The sequence below is a fragment of the Collinsella sp. OM04-5 genome (assembly GCF_003439125.1).
Taxonomy (GTDB): domain Bacteria; phylum Actinomycetota; class Coriobacteriia; order Coriobacteriales; family Coriobacteriaceae; genus Collinsella.
The window spans coordinates 12,194-33,913 of sequence record NZ_QSUU01000011.1 but is presented as its reverse complement, the minus strand read 5'-3'; the positions used below and the strand labels follow the sequence as shown (position 1 = coordinate 33,913).

Here is a 21,720-nt window from a genome sequence, read left to right as displayed (position 1 = left end):
GCCCCCGCCACGACAACGAGCCGGCGGGCCCCGCCCGTTAGCCCCAGAATCTTTCCGCAGGACAGAAGGAGGCCCCGCCGCACGTAGTGCGCAGCGGGGCCTCCGACATGTCCGAGGACGATTCTGGGGCTAACGGGCGGGGCCCGCCGAACCAGGTTAAGCAGCCGGGCAGATCTTCTTGAAGAGCTCGATGACGTCGTCGAGCGTCGCCTCGCGCGGGTTGCCCGGGAAGCAGGCGTCAGCCATGGCGTCCTTGGCCAGGACCTCGATCTCGTCGGCCTTCATGGCCTCGCAGACATGCGGGATGTTCACGTCGGCGGAGAGCTGCTTGACGGCGGCGATGGCGGCGTCGGCAGCCTCGTCGGTGCTCATGCCCGTGGTGTCAACACCCATGGCAACGGCAACCTTGGCCAGGCGCTCGGCGCAAACCGGCTTGTTGAACTCCATAGCGATCGGCAGCAGCATGGCGCAAGCGACGCCGTGCGGGGTGTCGTAGTGAGCGGACAGGGTGTGAGCCATGGCGTGGTCGATGCCCAGGCCGACATTGGAGAAGCCCATGCCGGCGACATACTGGCCAAGAGCCATGCCCTCGCGGCCGGAGCCGGGCTGACCGGACTTGGCCTCGGCAACGGAGTCGCGCAGGTTCTCGCTGATCAGCTTAATAGCCTCAAAGTGGAACATGTCGGAGAGCTCCCAAGCGCCCTTGGTGGTGTAGCCCTCGATAGCGTGGGTCAGAGCGTCCATGCCGGTGGAAGCGGTCAGGCCGGCGGGCATGGAAGCCATCATGTCGGGGTCGACGACGGCGACCTCGGGGGCGTCGTTGGTATCGACGCACACGAACTTGCGGACCTTCTCGGGGTCGGTGATAACGTAGTTGATGGTCACCTCGGCAGCGGTACCGGCGGTCGTCGGCACGGCGATGGTGAACACAGCGTGGTTCTTAGTCGGAGCAACGCCCTCGAGGCTGCGGACATCGGCGAACTCGGGGTTGTTGATGATGATGCCGATAGCCTTGGCGGTGTCCATGGAGGAGCCACCACCGATGGTCACGATAGCGTCAGCCTCGGCGGCCTTAAAGGCCTCGACGCCGTCCTTGACGTTCTGGATGGTGGGGTTGGGCTTAATCTCGGAGTAGAGGCTCCAAGCAATACCGGCGGCGTCGAGCTCGTCGGTTACCTTGGCGGTAACGCCAAACTTGACCAGATCGGGGTCGGAGCAGACGAAGATCTTCTTGTAGCCACGACGCTGGAGCTCGCCGGGGATCTCCTTGATGGCGCCAGAACCATGATAAGAAATGGTGTTGAGAACGAAACGATTAGCCATTGATAGCCTCCCATCGTGTGCGGGGCGCCCATTACGCCCCACGCTATGAGTCCCATCCTAACGCTTTTGAAACAAAAAATGCATGAGAACGTCAAAAGTGTTAAAGCGTTTCAACATAATAACGGAGCCCCAGTCCTTCCCTCCCGACTGCAGCGAAGGCTAGATTATAGGAGCAATTGCCCAAAGAATACGACCAACTCAGTCTATAAATTGTTTCTGTTTTAGCAATATATGTTTGACAATACGTTTATAAAAGGATACTTTATAGTAATTAATATGCATGCAGCAAATAGTGTCATTCATTTTGTTAGAAATTGCCCATGCGGTTATTGCAGCTGCATGTACTGCAACATACAGCGTAATTCTCCGCACGAAGCAGAAGACGGTTCCAATTCAATCGAGGCGATGACGCGTGAAGGCTACTGGTCCTAAATCGAGCAAGACGGCTACAAACGAATATCGAATCTCAATTGAAGGTAACCCTTATCCGCATGCTCTGGCTCTCGTCAACCCAGCGGGAGACAACCTCAACATCAAAAGACATGGGTTCACGGGTCCACTAGGACAGCTATTGAGTCTTAAATACACCGTTTATGACGATGCAAATGAAAAGCTCTTTACTGTCGTCGACGGTGGTTTTAGTAACATGCCCAGGGTTGCGCTCATCATCGAACACAAGGAAGTTGCGGTGTTCGATTATGGCCTAAACAGACTTGAGATGAAGTGCGTAACGAACATACCGAATTACACAATAAAAGGTAACTTCCTATTTGGAGATTACGATATATTCAGTCAACGGGAAGTGAAGCTATCTTCAGTTAACGTCCTTCAATGTGATAAACAATCGTGCTTTAACATACAGGTTTTGGATAAAGCCGAATTAGCCGCCGCAATTGGAATACCCACAGCCATTGCCCTTCTGAGGGCTCGGATTGAAGAGCATCTCGAATAAATTGCAAAAAGCAGTTCGCAACAACATTCAGGAGCTAGATAGTTTTTTTCTGGCTCCTGAAGCTGTACTACATAGAGATGAAAAATAATGCGGCAAAGGGGCTGTCTCTTTGCCGCATTCGGTTACTTTCGGCAGCCCTCTTTCCAAGCCTCGGCCGCAACCTTCCAGCGAAAACGCAAGTCGCGCTCGCGGTCGATAAACATGATGGCAAACGCGACAAACAGCAGCACGCTCGCCACGACGATGGCGTGCAGGCCCATGCGCTCAATACACCAGTTGCCCAACACGGCGCCAAACACAAAGGTAAAGATCACGCCAAAGTACAGCAGGCCGTTTTCCAAAAAGCCGCGCTTGTGGGTAATGATGTAGTCGTCCACGTTTTGCAAGGCATTACGGAGGTTGCCGATACACATGGTCGTGGCGATGCCGTGTCCATGAATCTTGCGGAAGCTCTCGACCTGCATACCGCAGGCAAACGAAGTAAGGCAGTTGGCGAGCAGGTTGAAATCGCCACCGGGAATAAAACTCACGCCCAGCAAGATGACGGCTTCAAAGAACACCGTCACCTGACGCCAGTGGATCACGCTGCCAAAACGCTCGTGTACCAGGTCGGCAAGCATAATGCCCACAGCAAACGAAACCACAGGGAAGAAGTAACGCCCCGCAAGTGCCCAATTGCCCTCCGAGATGCTCACGCCCACCAGCAGGATGTTGCCCGTCTGCGCGTTGGCGAAAACATGGTCGCGCCCAATGTACGAATACACATCCATAAAGCCACCGGCGAGCGCCAAGATGATGCCCAGCTCAATGGATTCCGATATCTGTTTGGCACGCTGCATCGTCGTGCATCCTCCTTGTTGACGACTCTCTCGTGCGTTGGCGGAAACATAGCCGCCGTTCATACTGTAACCCATTGACAACATGGCGTACGCGCGAGACGGGTTCTCCAACGCGCAGATACACAGTCTGGAAACAAACGGCGGGCGCGGCACCGACACCCGAGACCTCGTGTACTCCACCAGTCTTTTTAGCCCCGTCCTAAAAAGACTGGTTACAATTACGTGCAGCATACAAACACCGGGAGGGATCGTGGCAAAAAAGCCTCAGCACGCTCAGAACAACCAGCGCAGTCAGCAGGGCAAACAGGGCCAGCAGCAAAAGCGCGGCGGTAAGGCACAGGCCACAACCGTCAAGGCGACACCCGTCCGCCCCTGGCGTCCGGGCCGCGACAAGTTCCTCCCCGTCAGCCGCGCCGACATGGATGCGCGTGGCTGGGACCAGTGCGACTTCGTCTACATCTGCGGCGACGCCTACGTGGACCATCCCAGCTTTGGCATGGCCATCGTCAGCCGCGTGCTCGACGCACACGGCTACAAAGTGGGCATTATCTGTCAGCCCGACTGGACCGATCCCGCCAGTATCACCGTGCTCGGCGAGCCGCGCCTGGGCTTTCTGGTCTCCGCCGGCAACATGGACTCCATGGTCAATCACTACTCGGTGACCAAGCATCGTCGCCACACCGATGCCTACACCCCTGGCGGTAAAGAGGGGCACCGCCCCAACCGCGCCGTCACGGTCTACGGCAACCTCATCCGCCAAACGTTCAAGGACGCGCCCATCATCATCGGCGGCATCGAGGCGAGCCTGCGTCGTCTGGCCCACTACGACTACTGGCAGGATAAGCTCAAGCGCTCGGTGCTGCTCGACTCGGGCGCCGACATCCTCATCTACGGCATGGGCGAGCACGCGATCGTCGAGATCGCCGACGCGCTCGACGCGGGCCTGCCCGTCGACCAAATCACCTATATCAACGGCACCGTCTACCGTACCAACTCGCTCGACGAGGTCTACGACTACGACCTGCTGCCCAGCTGGGACGACCTTGCCGCCGACAAGCTCAACTACGCGCGCAGCTTTAATGTGCAGCAGCAGAACATGGATCCCATCACCGGACACCGCCTGGTAGAGCCCTACCCCAACAGCGTCTATGTGGTGCAGAACCCGCCGTCGGCGACGCTCACCACCGATGAGATGGACGAGGTTGCCGAACTCCCCTACGCACGCGATTGGCATCCCGATTACGACGCGGCAGGCGGCGTGCCGGCCTTTGCCGAGATCAAGTTTTCCATCAGCTCTAACCGCGGCTGCTTTGGTGAGTGCTCGTTTTGCGCGCTGACCTTCCACCAGGGCCGCGTGCTGCAGATGCGTAGCCACGATTCGATTATGCGCGAGGCCGAGCTACTCACGCGCGACCCCGAGTTTAAGGGCTACATCAACGACGTGGGCGGACCGACGGCCAACTTTAGCCGTCCTGCCTGCGACAAACAGCTCAAGCACGGCGTGTGCAAGAACAAGCGCTGCCTGTGGCCGAGCGTGTGCAAGAACATGGTGGTCGACGAGAGCGGCTACACGCAGCTGTTGCGCGACCTGCGCCAGCTGCCAGGCGTCAAGAAGGTCTTCGTGCGCAGCGGCATCCGCTTTGACTACACCATGGCCGACGCCTCGGACGAGTTTTTGCGCGAGCTGCTGGAACACCATGTCTCGGGCCAGCTACGCGTAGCGCCCGAGCACGTGAGCGACGCGGTGCTCTCCGTGATGGGCAAGCCGAGCCGCGCCGTCTACGACGCGTTCTGCCGTAAATTTGAACGCCTGAACCGCGAATACGGACTCAAGCAGTATGTGGTGCCGTACCTAATCTCGAGCCACCCCGGTTCAACGATGAAGGAAGCCGTGGACCTTGCCGAGGCCGTGCGCGACATGGGCTACATGCCCGAGCAGGTGCAGGACTTCTACCCCACGCCGTCCACCATGTCGACCTGCATGTACTACACCGGCGTGGACCCACGCACCATGAAGCCGATCTACGTGGCACGCGACCCACACGAGAAGGCCATGCAGCGTGCGCTCATCCAATACCGCAAGCCCGAGAACTACAAGCTCGTGCGTGAGGCGCTGGAAAAAGCCGGCCGCCGCGATCTGATTGGCTACACCAAGCATTGCCTGATTCGCCCCGTGCCGCCGCGCCCGGGCGAGACATCTGCCGGCGGGGGGCATGGCACCGGCAAGAAGGGCGGCAAGGCCCACGGTGGCGTTGGCGGCGCTGGCAAGGGACCCAAAGGCAGCAAGGGGCACGGTGGCATGTCGCGTGCGCAGAACACCGCCGGGCGCAATCGCGCGGCCCAGGGGCGACAGGGCGCCAACGGCGGCGGGCGTCGCAACTAGGGCAGCGGTGCGCTCGCTGCATCCATCCCACACGCGCGGCGCAGCGACCGCATTGCCTCAACGAGGATGACGCCGGCGATGGCGACCGTAATTGCCACGTCGAACGGCGTGTTCACAAACCAGAGCAACGTCATGAGATACGACCCGGCATTAAAGGCGAAGTGCAGCAGGATCGTGTAGCGGAGCTTTCCGGTCGTCACGAGCACCCAACCAAAGATGAGGCCAGCGGCACCCGCGTAGCAACCTTGCACCCAATTCATGTGCATAAAACCGAAGATTGCCGCCTGCAGCACAATCGCCGCGGTGATACCCCACGTGCTCGGGGCCGCCCAGGGCACCATGGCGCCGTCCTGCGCACCCGCACGACGCCGGCGCTTCCAAAGTGGGCGGCACTGCGGATTAAACGCTCGAAGCGAAAACTCAAAAATAATGCCGCGTACCAGCAGCTCTTCACAAAATGGGGCGCCGAGCACCGTAGTCAGGACGGCGAGATAGCTGGTGTCGCCCATGCCTGTTTCCTCGACAAGCTCGCTGTAGTCGGCCGCAGCCTCGGGCAACAGCGACAGCACGGCGTCGGTCACGTAGCCAACGACCACCTGCAGGGCAAGGCCGATCACGATAACGCAGGCGATGCGCTTCCACGCCCCACGCGCTCCCCCGCCGAGCGGATGCGCGCATTGCCGGCGTGCCATAAACGAACGCGGCCACAGATAACGCCACCACAGCAGCGCCATTAAAAACGATGCCGTCTGCGCGACAGCCTGAAGCAATTGAATATCGAGGCCGTCAATCGAAAAGCCCATGAACACCGATGCGACGCCCAGAGCGGAGAACAAAACCACGCTCAGGGCGATATCGGCAGCGACGACGCCAAAACAGGCAAGCGCCCAAATCATCGCATTGAGCATGCCAACCTCCTCAAAACCCGGCACTTAGGGACGTTCCTTAACTGCCGGCAGAAAAGGAACGTCCCCAAATGCCGGCAGTTTGGGACAGTCATTATTGATGAGAATCGGGCGCAGTGCCAAAAGCCCCGTTGGGCGAGATGTCAAACGGGAAGGTGCCGCAGCGATTGAACGCGGCGATAAACATGCGGATGGCGTTGGACGGCGTGGTGCCCACGAGCTGGGTTGCCGCCGCGAAGGCTGCCTTCTCCTCGGGCAAGACCTTCGCGACTACGGGGGTCATGTGTTCTGCCATGGCGCTTCCTTTTTGAAACGACGGTAGTGCGGATAGATGCGGGCCACGCGGCTGGGCGACGGGCTGTGAAGGCAACCCGATTGGCCCGCATCTGGAGTTTGTTTCTACGGCGTTGGTATTACTTGGTATTCCTAAGTATTACCCCGCAGATAGAATACCACACCCGACCCCATGGGGACGAAGGAAAACGGATCATTTTGTTGCTGAGTTAGTATTTAGAGCGTGATGATATCCGAGATATCGAGGGCCTGAGCGTCGGCGACATCGTGCGTGGCAAGCAGGAGCATGCGGCCGTCGAGCAAGTCGAGCACGACCTCGGCGCATGCGTCGCGCGCAGCGGTATCTAAACCGGTAAAGGGCTCGTCAAGAATCACCGCGCCGCCCGGACACAGCAGGGCTCGAGCGATCTCGACACGACGGCGCTGCCCGCCCGAAAGCTCGGCCACGCGAGCATGCACATCGACCCCCGGCACCAGCAAGCGCAACAGGGCCGCAGCACTCGAGGCGTCCACGCGTGCATCGGCGCACACCAGCACGTTATCCAGCGCCGAGGCGGACTCGACCAAGCGTGCATCCTGAAACACCATCGAGCACGGTGCGCACTCCCCTGCCGCAAGGGCAAGGAGCGTCGACTTACCCGCACCCGAGGCGCCCATCACACAGATACGCCCACCCGCGGGCACGTTGAGCACCAGCCCGTCGAGCGCCGGCGCCCAGGGCGCGCGATCGCCCACGGCAAGCGCAAGCTCCGCTGCAGCGCCATCGCCCGCAGCCCTCGCACGCCCGCGCAGCCCATGCCCATGCGCCCGCACGGCCGCACCCCACGCCACGGGCCCCGAAACCCGCAGCAGCCACACCAGCACGCGCTCGCACGCCCATGAGGCGGCAACGACCAGCACGGTCCACGCCAGCAGATCAGCCGTCTCAATCAAAAGCTTCGCCTGATAGATGCGCTCACCCACGGTGCCCACCGCCATGCCGATCAGCTCGGCTGCCACACCGGCCTTCCAGCTCATGCCGATCACGGCACGCGCACACGAAAGCACAAACGGCAGGACTTCGCGCCAGGTATGGGCGCAAAACAGTCGCCAGCCGCGCACGCCATGCAGACGGAACATCTGCTCCAGTGGCTTATCCACCTGCGACAAGCCTTCGACCAGTGAGAAATATACGCCCGGCAGCGCCATCAAAAAGACCGCCGCGATGCTCACACGTGCCGACCCCAACCAAATAAGCAGCAGGACCACCACGCAGGCAACCGGCGTCGCCTTAACAAACGAAAGCGCCGGCGCCACCAAGCGGGCAAACGCCCGCGACCGTACAGAAATCCCGGCCAACAAACCGCCGCATACCGCGGCAAGCGCCAGCCCGCCCAGTATCCGCGCGCCCGAGCCCGCCAGAATCGCCCACGTGCCGGCATCGCATATCAGGCGCAGCAGCGCCAAGGCAACAGCACCCGGCCCCGGCAAAATCAGCGGCTGCGCCACCAGCGCCGCCACCAGCACCCACACAGCAAGCCAAAAGGCGGCGACGGCACCTGCTGCCGACACCGCCTTCATACGCTCTGTCATTTGTCGAGCAAACGCACGCACGGGCTACTCCATGTAGTAGAAATCATCGGCCGGGAGCTTACCGCCCGCGGCGCTCGCGTCCGCATCGGCCAGCACCTGCAGGTACCCACAGAGCGCCGCCTTCATATCCTTGCCCGTCTGGCAGACAAGCATGCACCCGGGAATCGCCTTCTCGGCGATCTTGGCGTTGTCCACGATGCCGGCATCGACCACGGCCTGCGCCCAGTCTGCCGGCGCCGCATTGACAGCCTTAACGCTCGCCGCATGGCAGCTCAAGAACTCCGCAACGGCCTCGGGATGCTCCTCGGCAAAGGCACGGCGCACCACGGTCACGCCCGTCAGCAAACGGGAGCCCGTGTCACCCGCGAGCTCGTCCCACACATCGGTCAGGCTCACCGGTGCCGACAGCTTGCCCTCGCTCTTGGCGATGGCAGCGGTCTTGAATGGCTCCGGCAGCACGCCCACGGCGGACGGGTCGGCAAGCAGGGCCGACAGCACCTCGGTGGGTTCGCTCTTAAACTCGAGCGTCACTTGACCGGTCAGGCCCGCGCGCTCCAGCAGGTAGTTCATGACGTACTCCGGCGTGGTGCCCTTGCCCGTCATGTAGACGGTACGACCCGCCAGATCGCCAAACGAGGCCACGCCTGCGTCGCCCGTCACAACGTTCAGCACGCCCAGCGTGTTGATGTCGATGACCTGCACCGCACCCTCGGTCTTGTTGTAGAGCACGCTCGCCAAGTTGGCCGGCACCAGGGCAATGTCGATATCGCCCTGAATGACCTTGGGCACAATCTCGTCGGCCGCGGCGCTGATCGCAAAGTCGAACTCATTGTCCGTCTCGCCATCGGCAGCCTGGTCCATAAACTGCACCAGACCGATCGACGTCGGTCCCTTGAGCGAGGCAACGCGCACCTCGACCGACTCAGCGGCAGCGCCACTCGCCGCAGACCCAGCAGCCGAACCCGCAGAAGACCTCGCCCCCGCAGCTCCGCCGCCACAGCCAACCAGCGCAAGCGACAACGCGCCCGCGGCAAGCGCCGAGGCAAATCCCCGGCGCGACATTTCAAAATCAAACGCGCGCATCGCTAGCACGTCCCCTCGTTAGGCATCGTCCATGCGTGATGGTCGGTATGCAGCAATCCCTCGGCCAGCGGCGACAGCGGCGCACCCAAGAACTCGCGATAGCACGCCTGGACATCGGGATTCTCGTGCGAGAAGCGAATCTTGGCGTTCGCATCGAGGCCCCACAGTACCTGGCCGCGCTCGGCTGCCAGCTCACAGCCGTCATGGATGGGCTGACCGCCGCCACCGACGCAGCCGCCCGGGCATGCCATAACCTCAACGAAGTCATAACTCACGCGGCCGTCGCGAATCGCGTCGAGCAGACGGGCAGCGTTTCCCAGCCCGTGTGCCACGGCGACGCGCACCTTGGTGCCATCGATATCGGCCACGGCTTCCTTCCAGCCGTCCAGGCCGCGCACGTCGGTAAAGAAGTCGGCGTCGGGGTTCTCGCCCGTCACCAGGTAATATGCCGAGCGCACGGCGGCCTCCATCACGCCGCCCGTGGCGCCAAAGATCACACCCGCGCCCGTGCCAAAGCCCAGCGGCGTATCGAGCGGCTCCTCGACCAGCGTGCCGACGCTCACGTGGCTTGCGCGGATCATGCGTACCATCTCGCGCACCGTCAGCGCAACGTCCACGTCGGGCGCGCCGTCCTCGCCCACCATGCTCGACAGCGCACACTCGGCCTTTTTGGCCGTGCACGGCATCACGGACACCACAAACAGGCGCTCGGGCTCCACGCCCAGAACCTTGGCGTAATAAGTCTTGGCGACAGCGCCAAACATCTGCTGCGGCGACTTGGACGTGGACAGGCTGTCAACAAACTCCGGATAGCGCGCCTTCACAAAGCGTACCCAGCCCGGGCAGCAGCTCGTGAACATGGGCCAGCCGCGGCTGTCGCCCTCGCCCTTGGCGGCCTTACCCAGGCGCTCGAGCAGCTCGGAGCCCTCCTCCATAATGGTGAGGTCGGCCGAGAAATCAGTATCGAACACGTACTCAAAGCCCACACGGCGCAGTGCGCAGGCCAGGCGCTCGACGGTGGCCTCCTCGCGCGGAATGCCGAGCTCCTCGCCCCAAGCGCTACGCACGGCCGGCGCGATCTGCACCAACACGATCTTGTCGGGATCAGCGAGAGCGTCGAACACGGCCTCGGTGTCATCGCGCTCGCGCAGCGCGCCTGTCGGGCAATGCGTGATGCATTGACCGCACGCGACGCAATCGGTCTTGCCGATCGGCGCACGCCCGCGGGTGCCCACGGCGGTATGCGTGGCGCGGTTGGTCAGGTCCCAAATCCCTAAGCCCTGCACGCTCTCGCACACCTTGATGCAGCGCATACATTTGATGCACTTGTCGTTGTCGCGGATGATGGGAAAGTCGAAGTCCCAGCCCTCGCGCGCCAGGTGCTGCTCGTACGGCAGATAGAAGATGCCCAGGTCGTTGGCGATGGTCTGCAGGTTGCAGTTACCACTGCGCACGCAGCTCGTACAGCGCGAGTCGTGCTGGGACAGCAGCAGCTGCACGTTGGTGCGACGCGCCTCGCGGGCCTTGGGGCTGTTGGTGTGGACCACCATGCCGTCGAGTACGTAGTTGTTGCAGGCGGCAACCAGCTGGTCGCAGCCCTCAACCTCGACCACGCACACACGGCAGCCGCCGATCTCGTTCAGATCGCGCAGATAGCACAGGGTGGGAATCTGGATGCCGACGGACTTGGCCGCATCCAGGATCGTGGTGTGCTCGGGCACCACGACCTCGCAGTTATCGATCGTGAGCTTGACCATGTTGAGTGCTCCGCTTTCGGTGTTGTCGCTGACAGTGGTTTTGTTGGGCTCTACCATTCCAGGTTCCTCCCTCCGCGGAACGCGCCAAAGCCAAAGTGGTCGCAACGCAGGCAGCGGCTTGCCTCCTGGCGTGCCTCTTCCTCGGTAAGGCCCTGCTCGACCAGATTCCAATCGCGGATGCGCTCGCCGGCCTCGCGCTCGCCCAGCTCGCAGCGGCCGCACTCGTGCTTGCCCTTAAACTGCACGGTCGGCAGCTCAACGTCGAGCTTGATCTTGTGGTCGAAGCCCAGGTAGCGGTCGATATTTGCCGAAGCAACGCGGCCGGCGTTGATGGCCCGGATGACGGTGGCGGGACCGGTCTGGCAGTCGCCGCCGCTAAAGAGGCCGTCGAAGTTGGGCACGGCGCCATCCGAATCGGTGACGACGCGACCCCACTTGCAGACGATGCCCATGTCCTCAAACGGCTTGGAATCGATGTCCTGGCCAATGGCCACGAACACGCGCTCGCAGGGAATGACGCGCTCGGGCGTGGCGGCGGCACGCGGGGCCGGACGACCGCGACGGGGCTCGCCGATAATCTGCGGCTGCACGCGCAGGCCGCTCACGCGACCGTCCTCGCCCGTCTCGATGGCGAGCGGCGCCGTCAGCTCCAGAACCTCGCAGCCCTCGGCCTGGGCACCGGCAATCTCGGCGTCCTGAGCCGTCATATCGCAGATGCGGCGGCGGTAGACAATGCTCACCTTTTCGGCACCGCAGCGCACGGCAGAGCGCGCCACGTCCATGGCCACGTTGCCGCCGCCGATGACGCACACGCGCTGGCCGCTCAGGTCGGGCAGCTCGTCGTCACCGATGGCGCGCAGCATCTTGACGGCCGACTCCACGCCGGGCGCCTCTTCGCCCGGAAGGCCGAGCTTCTTATCGCTGTGGGCGCCAATGGCCAGGTAGACGGCATCGAACTCGTCGCGCAGGCGGGCAAGCTCCTCGCCGTTGACGGAGTGATCGAGCTCAACGTCGATGCCGGCGCTCAAAATCCAGTCGATCTCGGCCTGCAGGCGCTCGCGCGGCAGACGATAGCTGGGGATGCCATAGCGCAGCATGCCGCCCAGGTGGTGGCGCTGCTCAAAGATGGTCACCTTATGGCCCATCACGGCCAGGTAGTAGGCGCAGGAAAGGCCGGCCGGGCCGCCGCCGATCACGGCGACGCGCTTGCCGGTGTTGTCCACTACATGCGGCTTGTGGTCGTTGAGCTCACCGTGCTCGACGGCAAAACGCTTGAGGGCGAGGATGTTCATGGGGTCGTCGACCATGCCACGGCGGCAGTGCATCTCGCAGGGATGCTCGCACACCAGGCCGCAGACGAGCGGCAGCGGATTGTTCTTGCGGATGACCTTGACGGCGTCGGCATAGCGGCCGGCCTCGACCAGCGAAATGTACCCGGGAATGTCGACGTGCGCCGGGCAGCCCGAAACGCACGGGACGCGGGCCTCGCGGTCAAAGCCGCAGGAGCGCTCGCGGATGTGATGCTCAAAATCGTCGCGGAAGCCGCGAATGGCCGTGAGTGCCATGGCGCCAGCTTCGTAGCCGATGGCGCAATCGCTCGAAAGATAGATGGTGCGGGCGGTGCGCTCAATCAAGTTGAGCGTGGACTCATCGGCGCGCCCTTCGAGCACATCGGCGAGCAGGTCGCTCAGCGCGCTCAGGCCCACGCGGCAGGGCGTGCACTTGCCGCAGCTCTGGGTGGAGCACAGATTGACGAGCGCTGCCGTAAACTCAACGGGGCACGGGGCGAGCGAACTCACCGCCAGACGACGTCCGAGCGCATCGTGCAGGTCGTCCATGACGGCCTGAGCGTGGCTGCGTTCCATTACGTGCAGTCGAGCCATAAGATCCCCTCTCACATGGCAGCCCGGAGGCGAGGCCGGGCGAAGTTGCTACACGCACAACACTGACCTAAAAAGTTGTTAGGTCTCCACGCAGTTCGGCAGGCGGTATGAAATGTCACCCTCGGCGGTGAAATAGAACATTACCGCAGATAAATGCCATATTTGGTAAAACGCGTTACCAAATGACAATGCCCCGCCCACGCAATCACGTGGACGGGGCATTGCTCCAGGTATGCGGCCAGCGACCCTGTTGCTTTTACTTAAGCTCGGGCCAGTAACCCTTGTTGGCCTCGATCATGTCGTCGAGAACCTCCTTGGCGACCTTCATCGAAGGCACGGTCTTGTTCAGCGTAAAGGCCTTGAGCGCCTTCTCGTAAGAACCCTCGATCGTAGCCTCGACCACGAGCTTCTCGGAGTTCAGCTGCTGCATCATGAGGCCCTGCTGGAACAGAGGAATGTTGTCGCGGCTGATGACCTCGGGGCCATTCTTGCCAATGTAGGCAGGCAGCTCGACCATAGCGTCGTAGGGCATGTTGGGGATAGCGCCCTTGTTCTCGCAAATGACCAGGAAGCGCTGCTTGGTGTCGTTCTTCAGAGCGATAGCCAGATCGGCAATCCAGTCGCCGTGGCTGCCCGCATAGAACGTGCTCTCGTCGATCTCGCCCGTCTTCTCGTAGTGGTCGATGCCGTCGAAGAGGTTCTTCTCACGCGTCTCCTCAACCTCGTTAGCACGGGTGCGCTCGGGGTTGGAATGCTCGACGAACTCCTTCTGCTGCAGGTAGTAGTTCAGATACGTGTTGGGCAGGTACTCCGGGAAGCACTCCATGATCTCGTACTCGCCCTTCCAGACGTAGTACCAGCTGCCCTTGGTGTGGCGGTTCTGCTCGGGGTGCTCGTCAGTGGCCTCCTCGGGCTTCTTGGACATCAGCGAGCTCATGCCCTTGAGGTACGAATCGGGCAGCAGAATCTCATGCTCCTTGATGTACTCGCGCAGCTGCGGGAGCACCTCCTCGCCCTTGTGGCGGATCGAGGTGAACCAACCAAAGTGGTTGAGGCCAAAGTAATCGTACTCAACATCCTTCTTGTCGATGTCGAGCGCAGCGCAAACCACGTCGATAATCGCGATCGGCATGTCGCAGATGTTGATGATGCGAGCGTTGGGACGCAGGACGCGGCAGCCCTCGGAGACGATGGCGGCAGGGTTGGAGTAGTTAAGAATCCAGTAGTCCTTCTTGGCATACTTCTCAACGTCGTCAATCAGCTCGACCATGGGGAAGATGGTGCGCATGCCGTAGGCAAGGCCGCCGCAGCCGCAGGTCTCCTGGCCCACGCAGCCGTGACGCAGCGGAATCTTCTCGTCCTGCTCGCGCATGGCATAGCCGCCCACGCGCATCTGGGCAAACACGAAGCTCGCGTCCGTAAAGGCAGTCTCCTTGTCGGTGGTCACCGTGAGCTTGATGTCCAGGCCGAGGTCCTCGTGCAAAATCCAGTCCACGAGCACGCCGATCTTGCGCTGGCGCTCCTCGTTGATGTCGTACAGACGAATCTCGTCAACGTCGAGCTCGTCCTTGCGCAGGGCGATGGATTTGACGATGCCGGGGGTAAAGGTGGATCCGCCACCACACAGAGTAATGATCATTGTTTACTGCTCCTTCTCAATTGCGTTTTCGACCTTGTCACGCATCTCGGCGACCTTCATGCCAAAGATGATCTGGATATTATTGCCGTTGCGGTTGATGCCGCTGTTGGGCACGTGGTTGATGAGGTCCTCATTGATGAGGTCCGGGTTCTTAACGTTCACGCGGAGACGCGTAAAGCAGTTCTCGAGCTCCTCGATGTTGTCCTTGCCACCAAGACCTGCGACCAGGTCGGCAATACCTGCATCGACGCCCTCTGCGGGGGCCGCGGCAACAGCGCCCTGCTTCACCGCGACAGACGCGGCGGCCTCGCCCTCGGCAACGGACTCAGCAAGCTCGGACTCTTCCTCGCGACCAGGCGTGTGGAGGTTGAGCTTCTTGATAAGGAAGGTGAAGAGGAAGAAGTACAGAGCGGCGTTGACGACTCCAAGCACCAGCATGACCGGCCAGTTGGTCTTATCGACACCGAGGACCAGGTTGGAAACCACGATGTTGATGATGCCGCCTGCAGTCGAAGCGGGCACGGAGAGGACCTTGAGCAGGACCAGGAAGATGCCGGAAAGAACCGAGTGAACGACAAAGAGCACGGGAGCGGCAAAGACAAAGAGGAAGTCCATGGGCTCGGTCACGCAGGAAAGCACGGCGGTGATGATCAGCGGTATGATGACAGCCTTGGTCTTGTCCTTGTTCTGCTTGTAGGCGGTGAAGATAAAGGCGAGACCGATACCGATGTAGGGCCACAGGTTGTTGAAGGTGTAGCTGTTGAAGTAGGTGCTATCGGAGAAGGGCTGGCCCGTCATTGCCATCTCGGCGACACGGATGGGATAGGCGCCGGCGATAACCTGATCACCCAGCGTAAGGGTGCCGCCCACATCGGAGAACTGGAACGGGGTGTAGATGAGGTGGTGCAGACCGGTGGGAACGAGCAGCTTGTTGAGCATGCCGTAGATGAACAGACCGATGTTGCCCGACTCCTTAATGATGCCGGCAACGGAGGAGATGGCACCCTGAACCGGAGGCCAAACGATGCAGAAGCCAGCGCCCATGATCCAGGAGATGATGATCATGATCAGGAACGGGAAGCGAACGCCCGAGAACATCGAAAGGGCAATGGGGAACTGCTTGTTCGAGTACTTGTTGAACACGGCGCCGGTGATGCAACCAAGAATGATGCCGCCAAACACGCCGGTATCGAGCACCTGAATGCCCATAACGGTGCTCTGGCCGGTTCCGGTAAGGCCGAGCATGCCGCTCGCCTCGGCAAGAGAGCCGGTGGCGTTGAGCACGATGTTATTGGCCTGCAGGAACAGGAAGAACGACATCAGGGCGATCAGCGAAGCGTGGCCCTTGTTCTTCTTTGCCATGGCACCGGCGATACCCACGCAGAACAGAATCGAAAGGTTGTTGATGATAAACATCAGCGACTGATAGACAACGGCGCCCACAAGCTGGAACGGACCGGAGCCCAGTACGGGGACCAAAGCGCAGATGGTCTTGTTGGTCAGAATGATGCCCACGATGAGCAGGATGCCGGCAACCGAGAGATACATCATCGGCTGGACGATCGACTTCGCGAACACCTCCAACGGCGCTTTGAAATTGAACTTCTTTTTTGCGGTCATAGCGGTACTCCCCTTCCTTTTCCGCAAATTAAGACAGATGTGCCCTGGGCAAGACCGTAGGTCCTGCCTTATATCAATCGATGTATGGGCACGTTATGCCTAGAGACCAGGTTCTCCAAGCAGGTTAACAATGTGATATGCGAGATAACTCTTCTCGGCATCGGTAACGACAACGTTATAGGTAGACGACAAGTGGGCAGCTATGGCGTCCGCGCACGAGAATGCGCACGGATACGCCGTTTCATCGATTCGGAACAGCGCGTCGCCATTGATTTGCCCGGCCGCAGGATCGAGCGCTCGCTGTGCGAAAAACTGCAGGTGACGAACGAAACGCTCATAGGGCAGCGAGGTGTCATCGAGGGTCGTGGCATAGCGCTCGGAAACAATCGCGAGCACGTCGCGAACAAGCTGGACCGAAACGATCAGACGGTCTGAGCGCTGCGGCATGGTGGCGTTGACGATATGCAGCGTAATAAAACCCTGCTCTTCTTCGCTCATCTGGATGCCCATATACTCCTTGACAATCTGCAGCGCACGGCCCGCAAGCGCGTACTCCTTGCGATAGAACTGCTGGATCTCGAGCAGCAACGGGTTCTCGCAGGGAACGCCCTTGCGCTCACGCTCCAAAGCAAGGCTGATATGGTCTGCGAGAGCGATGAGGATCTTGTCGTTGATATCGACATTGAGCTCTCGACGAAGCATCTGAACGATGTCCTCGGAAATCACGAGGTTGACGGTGGGGATGGACTCCAAAAGATGTGCCAAGCGGTCAATCGTACGCGAATCCTGAGAAGTGCCCTCCTGCAGCGCATAGGTCTTTTCGACCGATGCTTCATCGATAGCGTCGCCGGCATGACGGCCAAAGCAGAGGCCTCGACCGATGACAATGAGCTCGGAGCCATCGTCCGAAGTGACCATTGCGACGTTATTGTTGAAAACTCGCTTGATAACCACGGTACCCACCAAAAGAATTTACTCGGAAAGCCAGACGACAGGCTCTTTAACAGCAACAGGGCCGGAAGCGTGCTCACGAAGAGTCGAGTTCTCCGAACGCTCGCACACGATAACGAAGACCGTGGGATCGAAGCCGGCGGCGCGGACCGCGTCAAAATCGACCTCAACGAGGGGCTGGCCCGCGTCGACATGGTCACCCTGGGCAACAAGCGCATGGAAGCCCTTGCCCTCAAGTTTAACAGTGTCGATTCCGATATGCAGCATCACCTGAGCAGAGCTGTCGTCGGACATGATGCCCAGTGCATGCTCGGTCGGGAACAGCGCCGCGACGGTACCGGAAACAGGAGCGCACACCGTTCCCTCTTGGGGAACCACGGCAACGCCATCGCCCACGGCACGGCTGCTAAAAGCGGGGTCATTGGTATTTTCTAGATGAACAAGCTCGCCGGAAACAGGAGCGAGGATTTCGAACTCGGAAGTTGCAGTCTTCTGCTCATCCGAACCGCCCATCAGGCGAGAAAAGAAACCCATGGTGGCATGTCCCTTCATAAATATAGCCCAACCAAAATCAAGCGAATGCGTCCATAGAGACACATCCGTTCAAAGACTTTGGTTAGGCCCACGTCCGAGGGACTCGGTAACCTTCCGCATTTCTTTTTACGGGAGTTATTTTAGACAAGCCCAAAGCCAGAATAGTCATTATGACCGGTGAGCGGTATTTTTTCTTCGATAAACGGTATTTAGGCAGCACTTGGGGACGTTCCTTTTCTGCCGGCACTCGGGGACACTCCTCACTCTGGTGCATTGGGGACAGGTTTGTTTGCACCAGGTTGGTGCAGATTAACCTGGCCCCATTGCACCAATTTCGTATGCGCTAGACAAAGAGCTCGCATTCCTTCCGCACGACGCAAACCTTGCTCAGCATCTGGGAAACAGCGGATAGCTTGTTGGGATCAAGCTTACGAGCGCCTCGCGGGCATACGGCAATGCAGCGCATGCAGGAGATGCACGCCTCGCCAGCTGCTCGTTTGGGGTCACCCTTGTCGATAGCACAAACGGGGCACGCCGCGGCGCATGCACCGCAGGAGACGCAATCCTCTGTTGCCTCAGGTGCCATGCGGTGACCTCTGGCTTGTTTGTAAGGACGATTGCCGGGAATAGAGGGCTCGGATGTATCCTCAGCCAACAGCTTTTGCTGAATTTGCTGCGCAAACTCTGCGAGCTGCGCCGCATCCTGCACATCCGGACGACCGGCAGCAAACTGTCGCGCAATGGAATGTTCTGCAATGGCTGCAACTGCCGCGATTACCCGGAATCCCGCATGCTTCGCAACGTCCTCCAGCTCTACGAGCGTGTCCTCAAACGCGCGGTTTCCGTATACACAAACCAAAACAGCCCGAGCCCCGTTGCCGCGCACCATGCCCAACCGGTCAGCCACCACAGCCGGAATTCTACCGGCATACGCCGGCACAGAGATTACGGCCACGTCGTCCTCAGTCATCGAGACAGCGCTGAGATCTAGCCCGCTATCGGTCAGATCGACGGTAACGGTATTATTGTCCAGCGCCCCGGCCACAAGGCCAGACACCTTCCGCGTTCCACCCGTCGGACTAAACACAATTTCGAATACGCTCATCGAGGCACCCTCTCCCTACGCCTGGCAACGCGTCAAGCCGTTTTCACATTCAGACAGAGTATACGGCGCATGGGGAGAGCTCCCCGTTTCGGTGCGCCAGGCACCCCAATGCACCCACCCTACGCTGTCTGCCTCTTCGTTTTGTATAAATTACGGTACAGATTGTATATATTTACGGGATACCGCCGCGTTCTCCTGAGGTACCCCATCCTGGCCCGTGCAAAAAACGGAGTATTCTGCAACGTGACCGCGCCAGCACCGCCGCGGATGGGCAAAACTGTAGGGCGCCGCATCCTTTTAAGTCCCGACATGGCGAGAATGACGCGCCCCTGCTCCGGAAAACGACGAAATCTGACTCAGAACGCTCGCTAGGGATATCCGAAGGCCACCGTTGGCGACGTCAAATCATATGCAGACAACTCGAACTGCAGAATACTCCAAAAAATGCACGGCGCACCCCATGGGACCCATTGCCGCATGGTAGGAAACAGGCCCACGGCATCCTCTAGATGCATTCCCGAGGAAATCACATTTGAACTAGCGATCGGATACGGCAAACAAAAAGGGCCCCGAGCGTAGTTGCTCGGGGCCCTTGGTTCACCTCGCTCTAGCGGGCGATGCGTGCGTTATTTGCGCTTGCCGCCGCCGTCACCGGGGCGACGGGAGCTGCTACCGCGCTTGCCACCACGACTATTGCCATAGCTGCCACGGTTATCGCGACCGCCGGCACGACCGCCACGGGAACCGGCCTGGTTGCCGCCGCGACCACCACGGTAGCCGCCGCGACGCTCTTCGCGGGTATCGTCGTAGTTGCGCCAGTCATCGCGACGATCGCGGCTGGCACGCGGGTCACGACGATCGCGCGACTCGTTAGAACGACCAGCACCGCCGCGGCCGCCGTTACCACGAGCGCCCTCGCCGCCGCGACGCTCGTCTCGGCCACTGCGCTCGTCATCACGACCGGAACGACGACGGTCGCCCGAGCCGCGCTTGCCGCCGCGCGAACCACGGCCCTCGTCTTCGCGCTCAACACGACGACGACCACCACGGTCCTCGTCCTCACGACGACGGCGGTGCGCCTCGCCCTGGAACTGCTTGGCACGGCGCTCGGCACGGTTGCCTCGCGGGACCTGCTCGACGGCACCAGCACCGCCGCGCTCCTCGGCAGCCACCTCGCGAGCCACGCTCTCCACAGCCTCGTCCACGCGAGCCTGAACGCCCTCGCGCACGCGGGTCTTGCCGCCGCGCTTAGGACGGCTCGGACGCTCGCCGTCGCCGCGACGCTCGTCACGACCGCGGTTGGAACGACCGGCCACATCACCGTAATCGTCGCCGTTGCGCTTGCCGCCGCGACGCGCCTGCTCAAGCTTCTTCTTGCTCTTGGACTTGCCGCGCTTGGTCTTCTTCTTCACCTTAAAGGCCGCAGGATCGCGCTCGGGATCAACGGCGGGCGGGTTGGGACCCACATGCAGGTCGCCGGCCTCGTAGATGTCGGCCGTCTTGTCCATGAGCTTCTCGATCTCGTAGAACTCATCGACATCCTGCTCGGTCACGAACGTAATGGCCCAGCCCAGCTCGCCGGCGCGGCCCGTACGGCCAATGCGGTGGATATAGTCGGTCGGCTCGGCCGGTACGTCAAAGTTCACGACGTAGCGCACGTCGCTAATGTCGATGCCGCGGGCAAGCACGTCGGTTGCCACCAACACGTCGACGGTACCGTCGCGGAAGGCCGAAAGCGCGCGCTCGCGCTGGGCCTGGCTGCGGTTGCCGTGAATCGCGGCGGCCTTGATGCCCTTACGCTCCAGACGACGGCAGCAGCTGTCGGCGCGGTGCTTGGTGCGCATAAAGACGATGGTGCGCTCCGGGCCCTCCTTTTTGAGGAACTCAGGCAGCAGGTTGTTCTTTGCCTCGATGGACACCGGGAACACAAACTGGTCGACGGTGTCGGCGGTCGATGTGGCGGGCGCGATCTCCACGCGGGCCGGGTCGCTCACCAGGTCGGTGATCTCACCCACGGCCTCCTCGTCGAGCGTCGCCGAGAACAGCAGCGTCTGGCGCTCGGCCGGCGTCTCGCGCACAATGCGGCGGACGGCGGGCAAAAAGCCCATGTCGAGCATGCGATCGGCCTCGTCGAGCACCAGCACCTTGACCTCGTCCAGGTGGCAGGCACCCTGCTCGATCAGATCGACCAGACGGCCCGGCGTGGCGACCAGGATGTCGCAACCGTACTTGAGGGCAGCGGTCTGGGGCTTGTAGCTCACGCCGCCCACGACGGTCACGGCAACATGGCCGGTGACGTCGGCGATTTTGCTCGCGACCTCGTCGATCTGCTGGGCAAGCTCGCGCGTAGGGGTGATGACGAGCATCACGGGGCCACGGCCGTTGCCCTCGGGCTTCTTGGCACCGCGACGGCGGTTGCGGCCGCCGCGCTCACGCACGGGTTTGGGCGGAGCAATGTGCTCCAGGTTGTTCATGGTCGGCAGCAAGAAGGCGGCCGTCTTGCCGGTGCCGGTCTGGGCGGCGGCAAGCAGGTCGCGACCCTCGAGCACCACGGGGATGGAGCCGGCCTGAACGGGCGTGGGCGCCGTGTAGCCCAGATTCTCGATAGCACGGAGCATCTCGTCCGAAAGCCCCAGCTCGTCAAAGGCGGGCAGGCTCTCGGTAGCGGACTCGACGGCCTGGGCAGCATTGGCCTCATCGGCAGCATCGAAGGCAGCCTGGGTCATGGCCTCGCGGGTCTCGTCCAGGATCTCGGCGTCGGTGACGTCGGATACAGAATTACGCATATGTTGTTGTTCCTTATCTGCACGCGCAATGGGCACGGCATGCGGCCGCGCGGGCGTGCTTGGTAGTGCGCTAATACATACAAAAACGGGTGCG

Annotated in this window: 16 protein-coding genes; 2 read left to right on the top strand and 14 right to left on the bottom strand. The window is 61.1% G+C overall.

Features of this window, described 5'->3' with window-relative positions:
* Positions 1 to 156 precede the first annotated feature (156 nt).
* Positions 157 to 1,323, bottom strand: a complete 1,167-nt coding sequence (fucO, locus tag DXB53_RS07500) for a lactaldehyde reductase (protein ID WP_022094861.1) — start codon at positions 1,321 to 1,323, stop codon at positions 157 to 159.
* A 412-nt stretch (positions 1,324 to 1,735) separates the two neighbouring features.
* Here fucO and DXB53_RS07495 point away from each other — a divergent pair, with 412 nt between their 5' ends.
* Positions 1,736 to 2,275 (top strand): hypothetical protein, encoded by a 540-nt coding sequence (locus DXB53_RS07495; RefSeq protein ID WP_147329349.1) that lies wholly within the window; start codon positions 1,736 to 1,738, stop codon positions 2,273 to 2,275.
* Positions 2,276 to 2,397: 122 nt separating this feature from the next.
* Here DXB53_RS07495 and DXB53_RS07490 read toward each other — a convergent pair whose 3' ends face one another.
* Complete coding sequence (locus DXB53_RS07490; protein ID WP_089572184.1) at positions 2,398 to 3,114, bottom strand: YoaK family protein; 717 nt, start codon at positions 3,112 to 3,114, stop codon at positions 2,398 to 2,400.
* A 250-nt stretch (positions 3,115 to 3,364) separates the two neighbouring features.
* Here DXB53_RS07490 and DXB53_RS07485 point away from each other — a divergent pair, with 250 nt between their 5' ends.
* The gene (locus DXB53_RS07485) at positions 3,365 to 5,497 is read left to right on the top strand and encodes a YgiQ family radical SAM protein (RefSeq protein WP_233503843.1); all 2,133 of its coding nucleotides are present in this window, start codon (positions 3,365 to 3,367) and stop codon (positions 5,495 to 5,497) included.
* Here DXB53_RS07485 and DXB53_RS07480 read toward each other — a convergent pair.
* The 12 genes from DXB53_RS07480 to DXB53_RS07425 all read right to left on the bottom strand — a co-directional run bounded on the left by DXB53_RS07480 (position 5,494) and on the right by DXB53_RS07425 (position 21,626).
* Positions 5,494 to 6,405: a CPBP family intramembrane glutamic endopeptidase gene (locus DXB53_RS07480; RefSeq protein ID WP_147329348.1), complete on the bottom strand. Its 912-nt coding sequence runs from the start codon at positions 6,403 to 6,405 to the stop codon at positions 5,494 to 5,496. The two genes, DXB53_RS07485 and DXB53_RS07480, sit on opposite strands and share 4 nt — an antisense overlap.
* A gap of 91 nt (positions 6,406 to 6,496) precedes the next feature.
* Complete coding sequence (locus tag DXB53_RS07475) at positions 6,497 to 6,697, bottom strand: hypothetical protein (protein ID WP_117583961.1); 201 nt, start codon at positions 6,695 to 6,697, stop codon at positions 6,497 to 6,499.
* A 215-nt stretch (positions 6,698 to 6,912) separates the two neighbouring features.
* Positions 6,913 to 8,289: an ATP-binding cassette domain-containing protein gene (locus tag DXB53_RS07470; RefSeq protein ID WP_147329347.1), complete on the bottom strand. Its 1,377-nt coding sequence runs from the start codon at positions 8,287 to 8,289 to the stop codon at positions 6,913 to 6,915.
* 3 nt (positions 8,290 to 8,292) lie between these two features.
* Complete coding sequence (locus DXB53_RS07465; RefSeq protein ID WP_117583959.1) at positions 8,293 to 9,351, bottom strand: ABC transporter substrate-binding protein; 1,059 nt, start codon at positions 9,349 to 9,351, stop codon at positions 8,293 to 8,295.
* Positions 9,352 to 9,353: 2 nt separating this feature from the next.
* Positions 9,354 to 11,108: a [FeFe] hydrogenase, group A gene (locus DXB53_RS07460; protein ID WP_117584000.1), complete on the bottom strand. Its 1,755-nt coding sequence runs from the start codon at positions 11,106 to 11,108 to the stop codon at positions 9,354 to 9,356.
* Between the two features lie 50 nt (positions 11,109 to 11,158).
* Positions 11,159 to 12,991 (bottom strand): NAD(P)-binding protein, encoded by a 1,833-nt coding sequence (locus DXB53_RS07455; RefSeq protein ID WP_117583958.1) that lies wholly within the window; start codon positions 12,989 to 12,991, stop codon positions 11,159 to 11,161.
* 256 nt (positions 12,992 to 13,247) lie between these two features.
* Positions 13,248 to 14,630 (bottom strand): 6-phospho-alpha-glucosidase, encoded by a 1,383-nt coding sequence (locus DXB53_RS07450; protein WP_117583957.1) that lies wholly within the window; start codon positions 14,628 to 14,630, stop codon positions 13,248 to 13,250.
* Between the two features lie 3 nt (positions 14,631 to 14,633).
* A complete protein-coding gene (locus tag DXB53_RS07445; RefSeq protein WP_117583956.1) occupies positions 14,634 to 16,250 on the bottom strand; it encodes a PTS transporter subunit EIIC in 1,617 nt (538 codons plus the stop codon).
* A 99-nt stretch (positions 16,251 to 16,349) separates the two neighbouring features.
* A complete protein-coding gene (locus tag DXB53_RS07440; RefSeq protein WP_117583999.1) occupies positions 16,350 to 17,204 on the bottom strand; it encodes a PRD domain-containing protein in 855 nt (284 codons plus the stop codon).
* Between the two features lie 18 nt (positions 17,205 to 17,222).
* Positions 17,223 to 17,735 carry a PTS glucose transporter subunit IIA gene (locus DXB53_RS07435; protein WP_158549283.1) on the bottom strand — a complete coding sequence of 171 codons (513 nt, stop codon included), beginning with the start codon at positions 17,733 to 17,735 and terminating at the stop codon, positions 17,223 to 17,225.
* Positions 17,736 to 18,078: 343 nt separating this feature from the next.
* The gene (locus DXB53_RS07430) at positions 18,079 to 18,840 is read right to left on the bottom strand and encodes an EFR1 family ferrodoxin (protein ID WP_117583954.1); all 762 of its coding nucleotides are present in this window, start codon (positions 18,838 to 18,840) and stop codon (positions 18,079 to 18,081) included.
* Between the two features lie 626 nt (positions 18,841 to 19,466).
* The gene (locus DXB53_RS07425) at positions 19,467 to 21,626 is read right to left on the bottom strand and encodes a DEAD/DEAH box helicase (RefSeq protein ID WP_199409699.1); all 2,160 of its coding nucleotides are present in this window, start codon (positions 21,624 to 21,626) and stop codon (positions 19,467 to 19,469) included.
* Between the last annotated feature and the right edge of the window lie 94 nt (positions 21,627 to 21,720).

Coding starts and splice junctions, on each gene's coding strand:
- fucO (WP_022094861.1), bottom strand. CDS start 1,323: ATGGCTAATCGTTTCGTTCTCAACACCATTTCTTATCATGGTTCTGGC.
- DXB53_RS07425 (WP_199409699.1), bottom strand. CDS start 21,626: ATGCGTAATTCTGTATCCGACGTCACCGACGCCGAGATCCTGGACGAG.
- DXB53_RS07480 (WP_147329348.1), bottom strand. CDS start 6,405: ATGCTCAATGCGATGATTTGGGCGCTTGCCTGTTTTGGCGTCGTCGCT.
- DXB53_RS07450 (WP_117583957.1), bottom strand. CDS start 14,630: ATGATCATTACTCTGTGTGGTGGCGGATCCACCTTTACCCCCGGCATC.
- DXB53_RS07435 (WP_158549283.1), bottom strand. CDS start 17,735: ATGGGTTTCTTTTCTCGCCTGATGGGCGGTTCGGATGAGCAGAAGACT.
- DXB53_RS07460 (WP_117584000.1), bottom strand. CDS start 11,108: ATGGTCAAGCTCACGATCGATAACTGCGAGGTCGTGGTGCCCGAGCAC.
- DXB53_RS07490 (WP_089572184.1), bottom strand. CDS start 3,114: ATGCAGCGTGCCAAACAGATATCGGAATCCATTGAGCTGGGCATCATC.
- DXB53_RS07465 (WP_117583959.1), bottom strand. CDS start 9,351: ATGCGCGCGTTTGATTTTGAAATGTCGCGCCGGGGATTTGCCTCGGCG.
- DXB53_RS07455 (WP_117583958.1), bottom strand. CDS start 12,991: ATGGCTCGACTGCACGTAATGGAACGCAGCCACGCTCAGGCCGTCATG.
- DXB53_RS07430 (WP_117583954.1), bottom strand. CDS start 18,840: ATGAGCGTATTCGAAATTGTGTTTAGTCCGACGGGTGGAACGCGGAAG.
- DXB53_RS07445 (WP_117583956.1), bottom strand. CDS start 16,250: ATGACCGCAAAAAAGAAGTTCAATTTCAAAGCGCCGTTGGAGGTGTTC.
- DXB53_RS07475 (WP_117583961.1), bottom strand. CDS start 6,697: ATGGCAGAACACATGACCCCCGTAGTCGCGAAGGTCTTGCCCGAGGAG.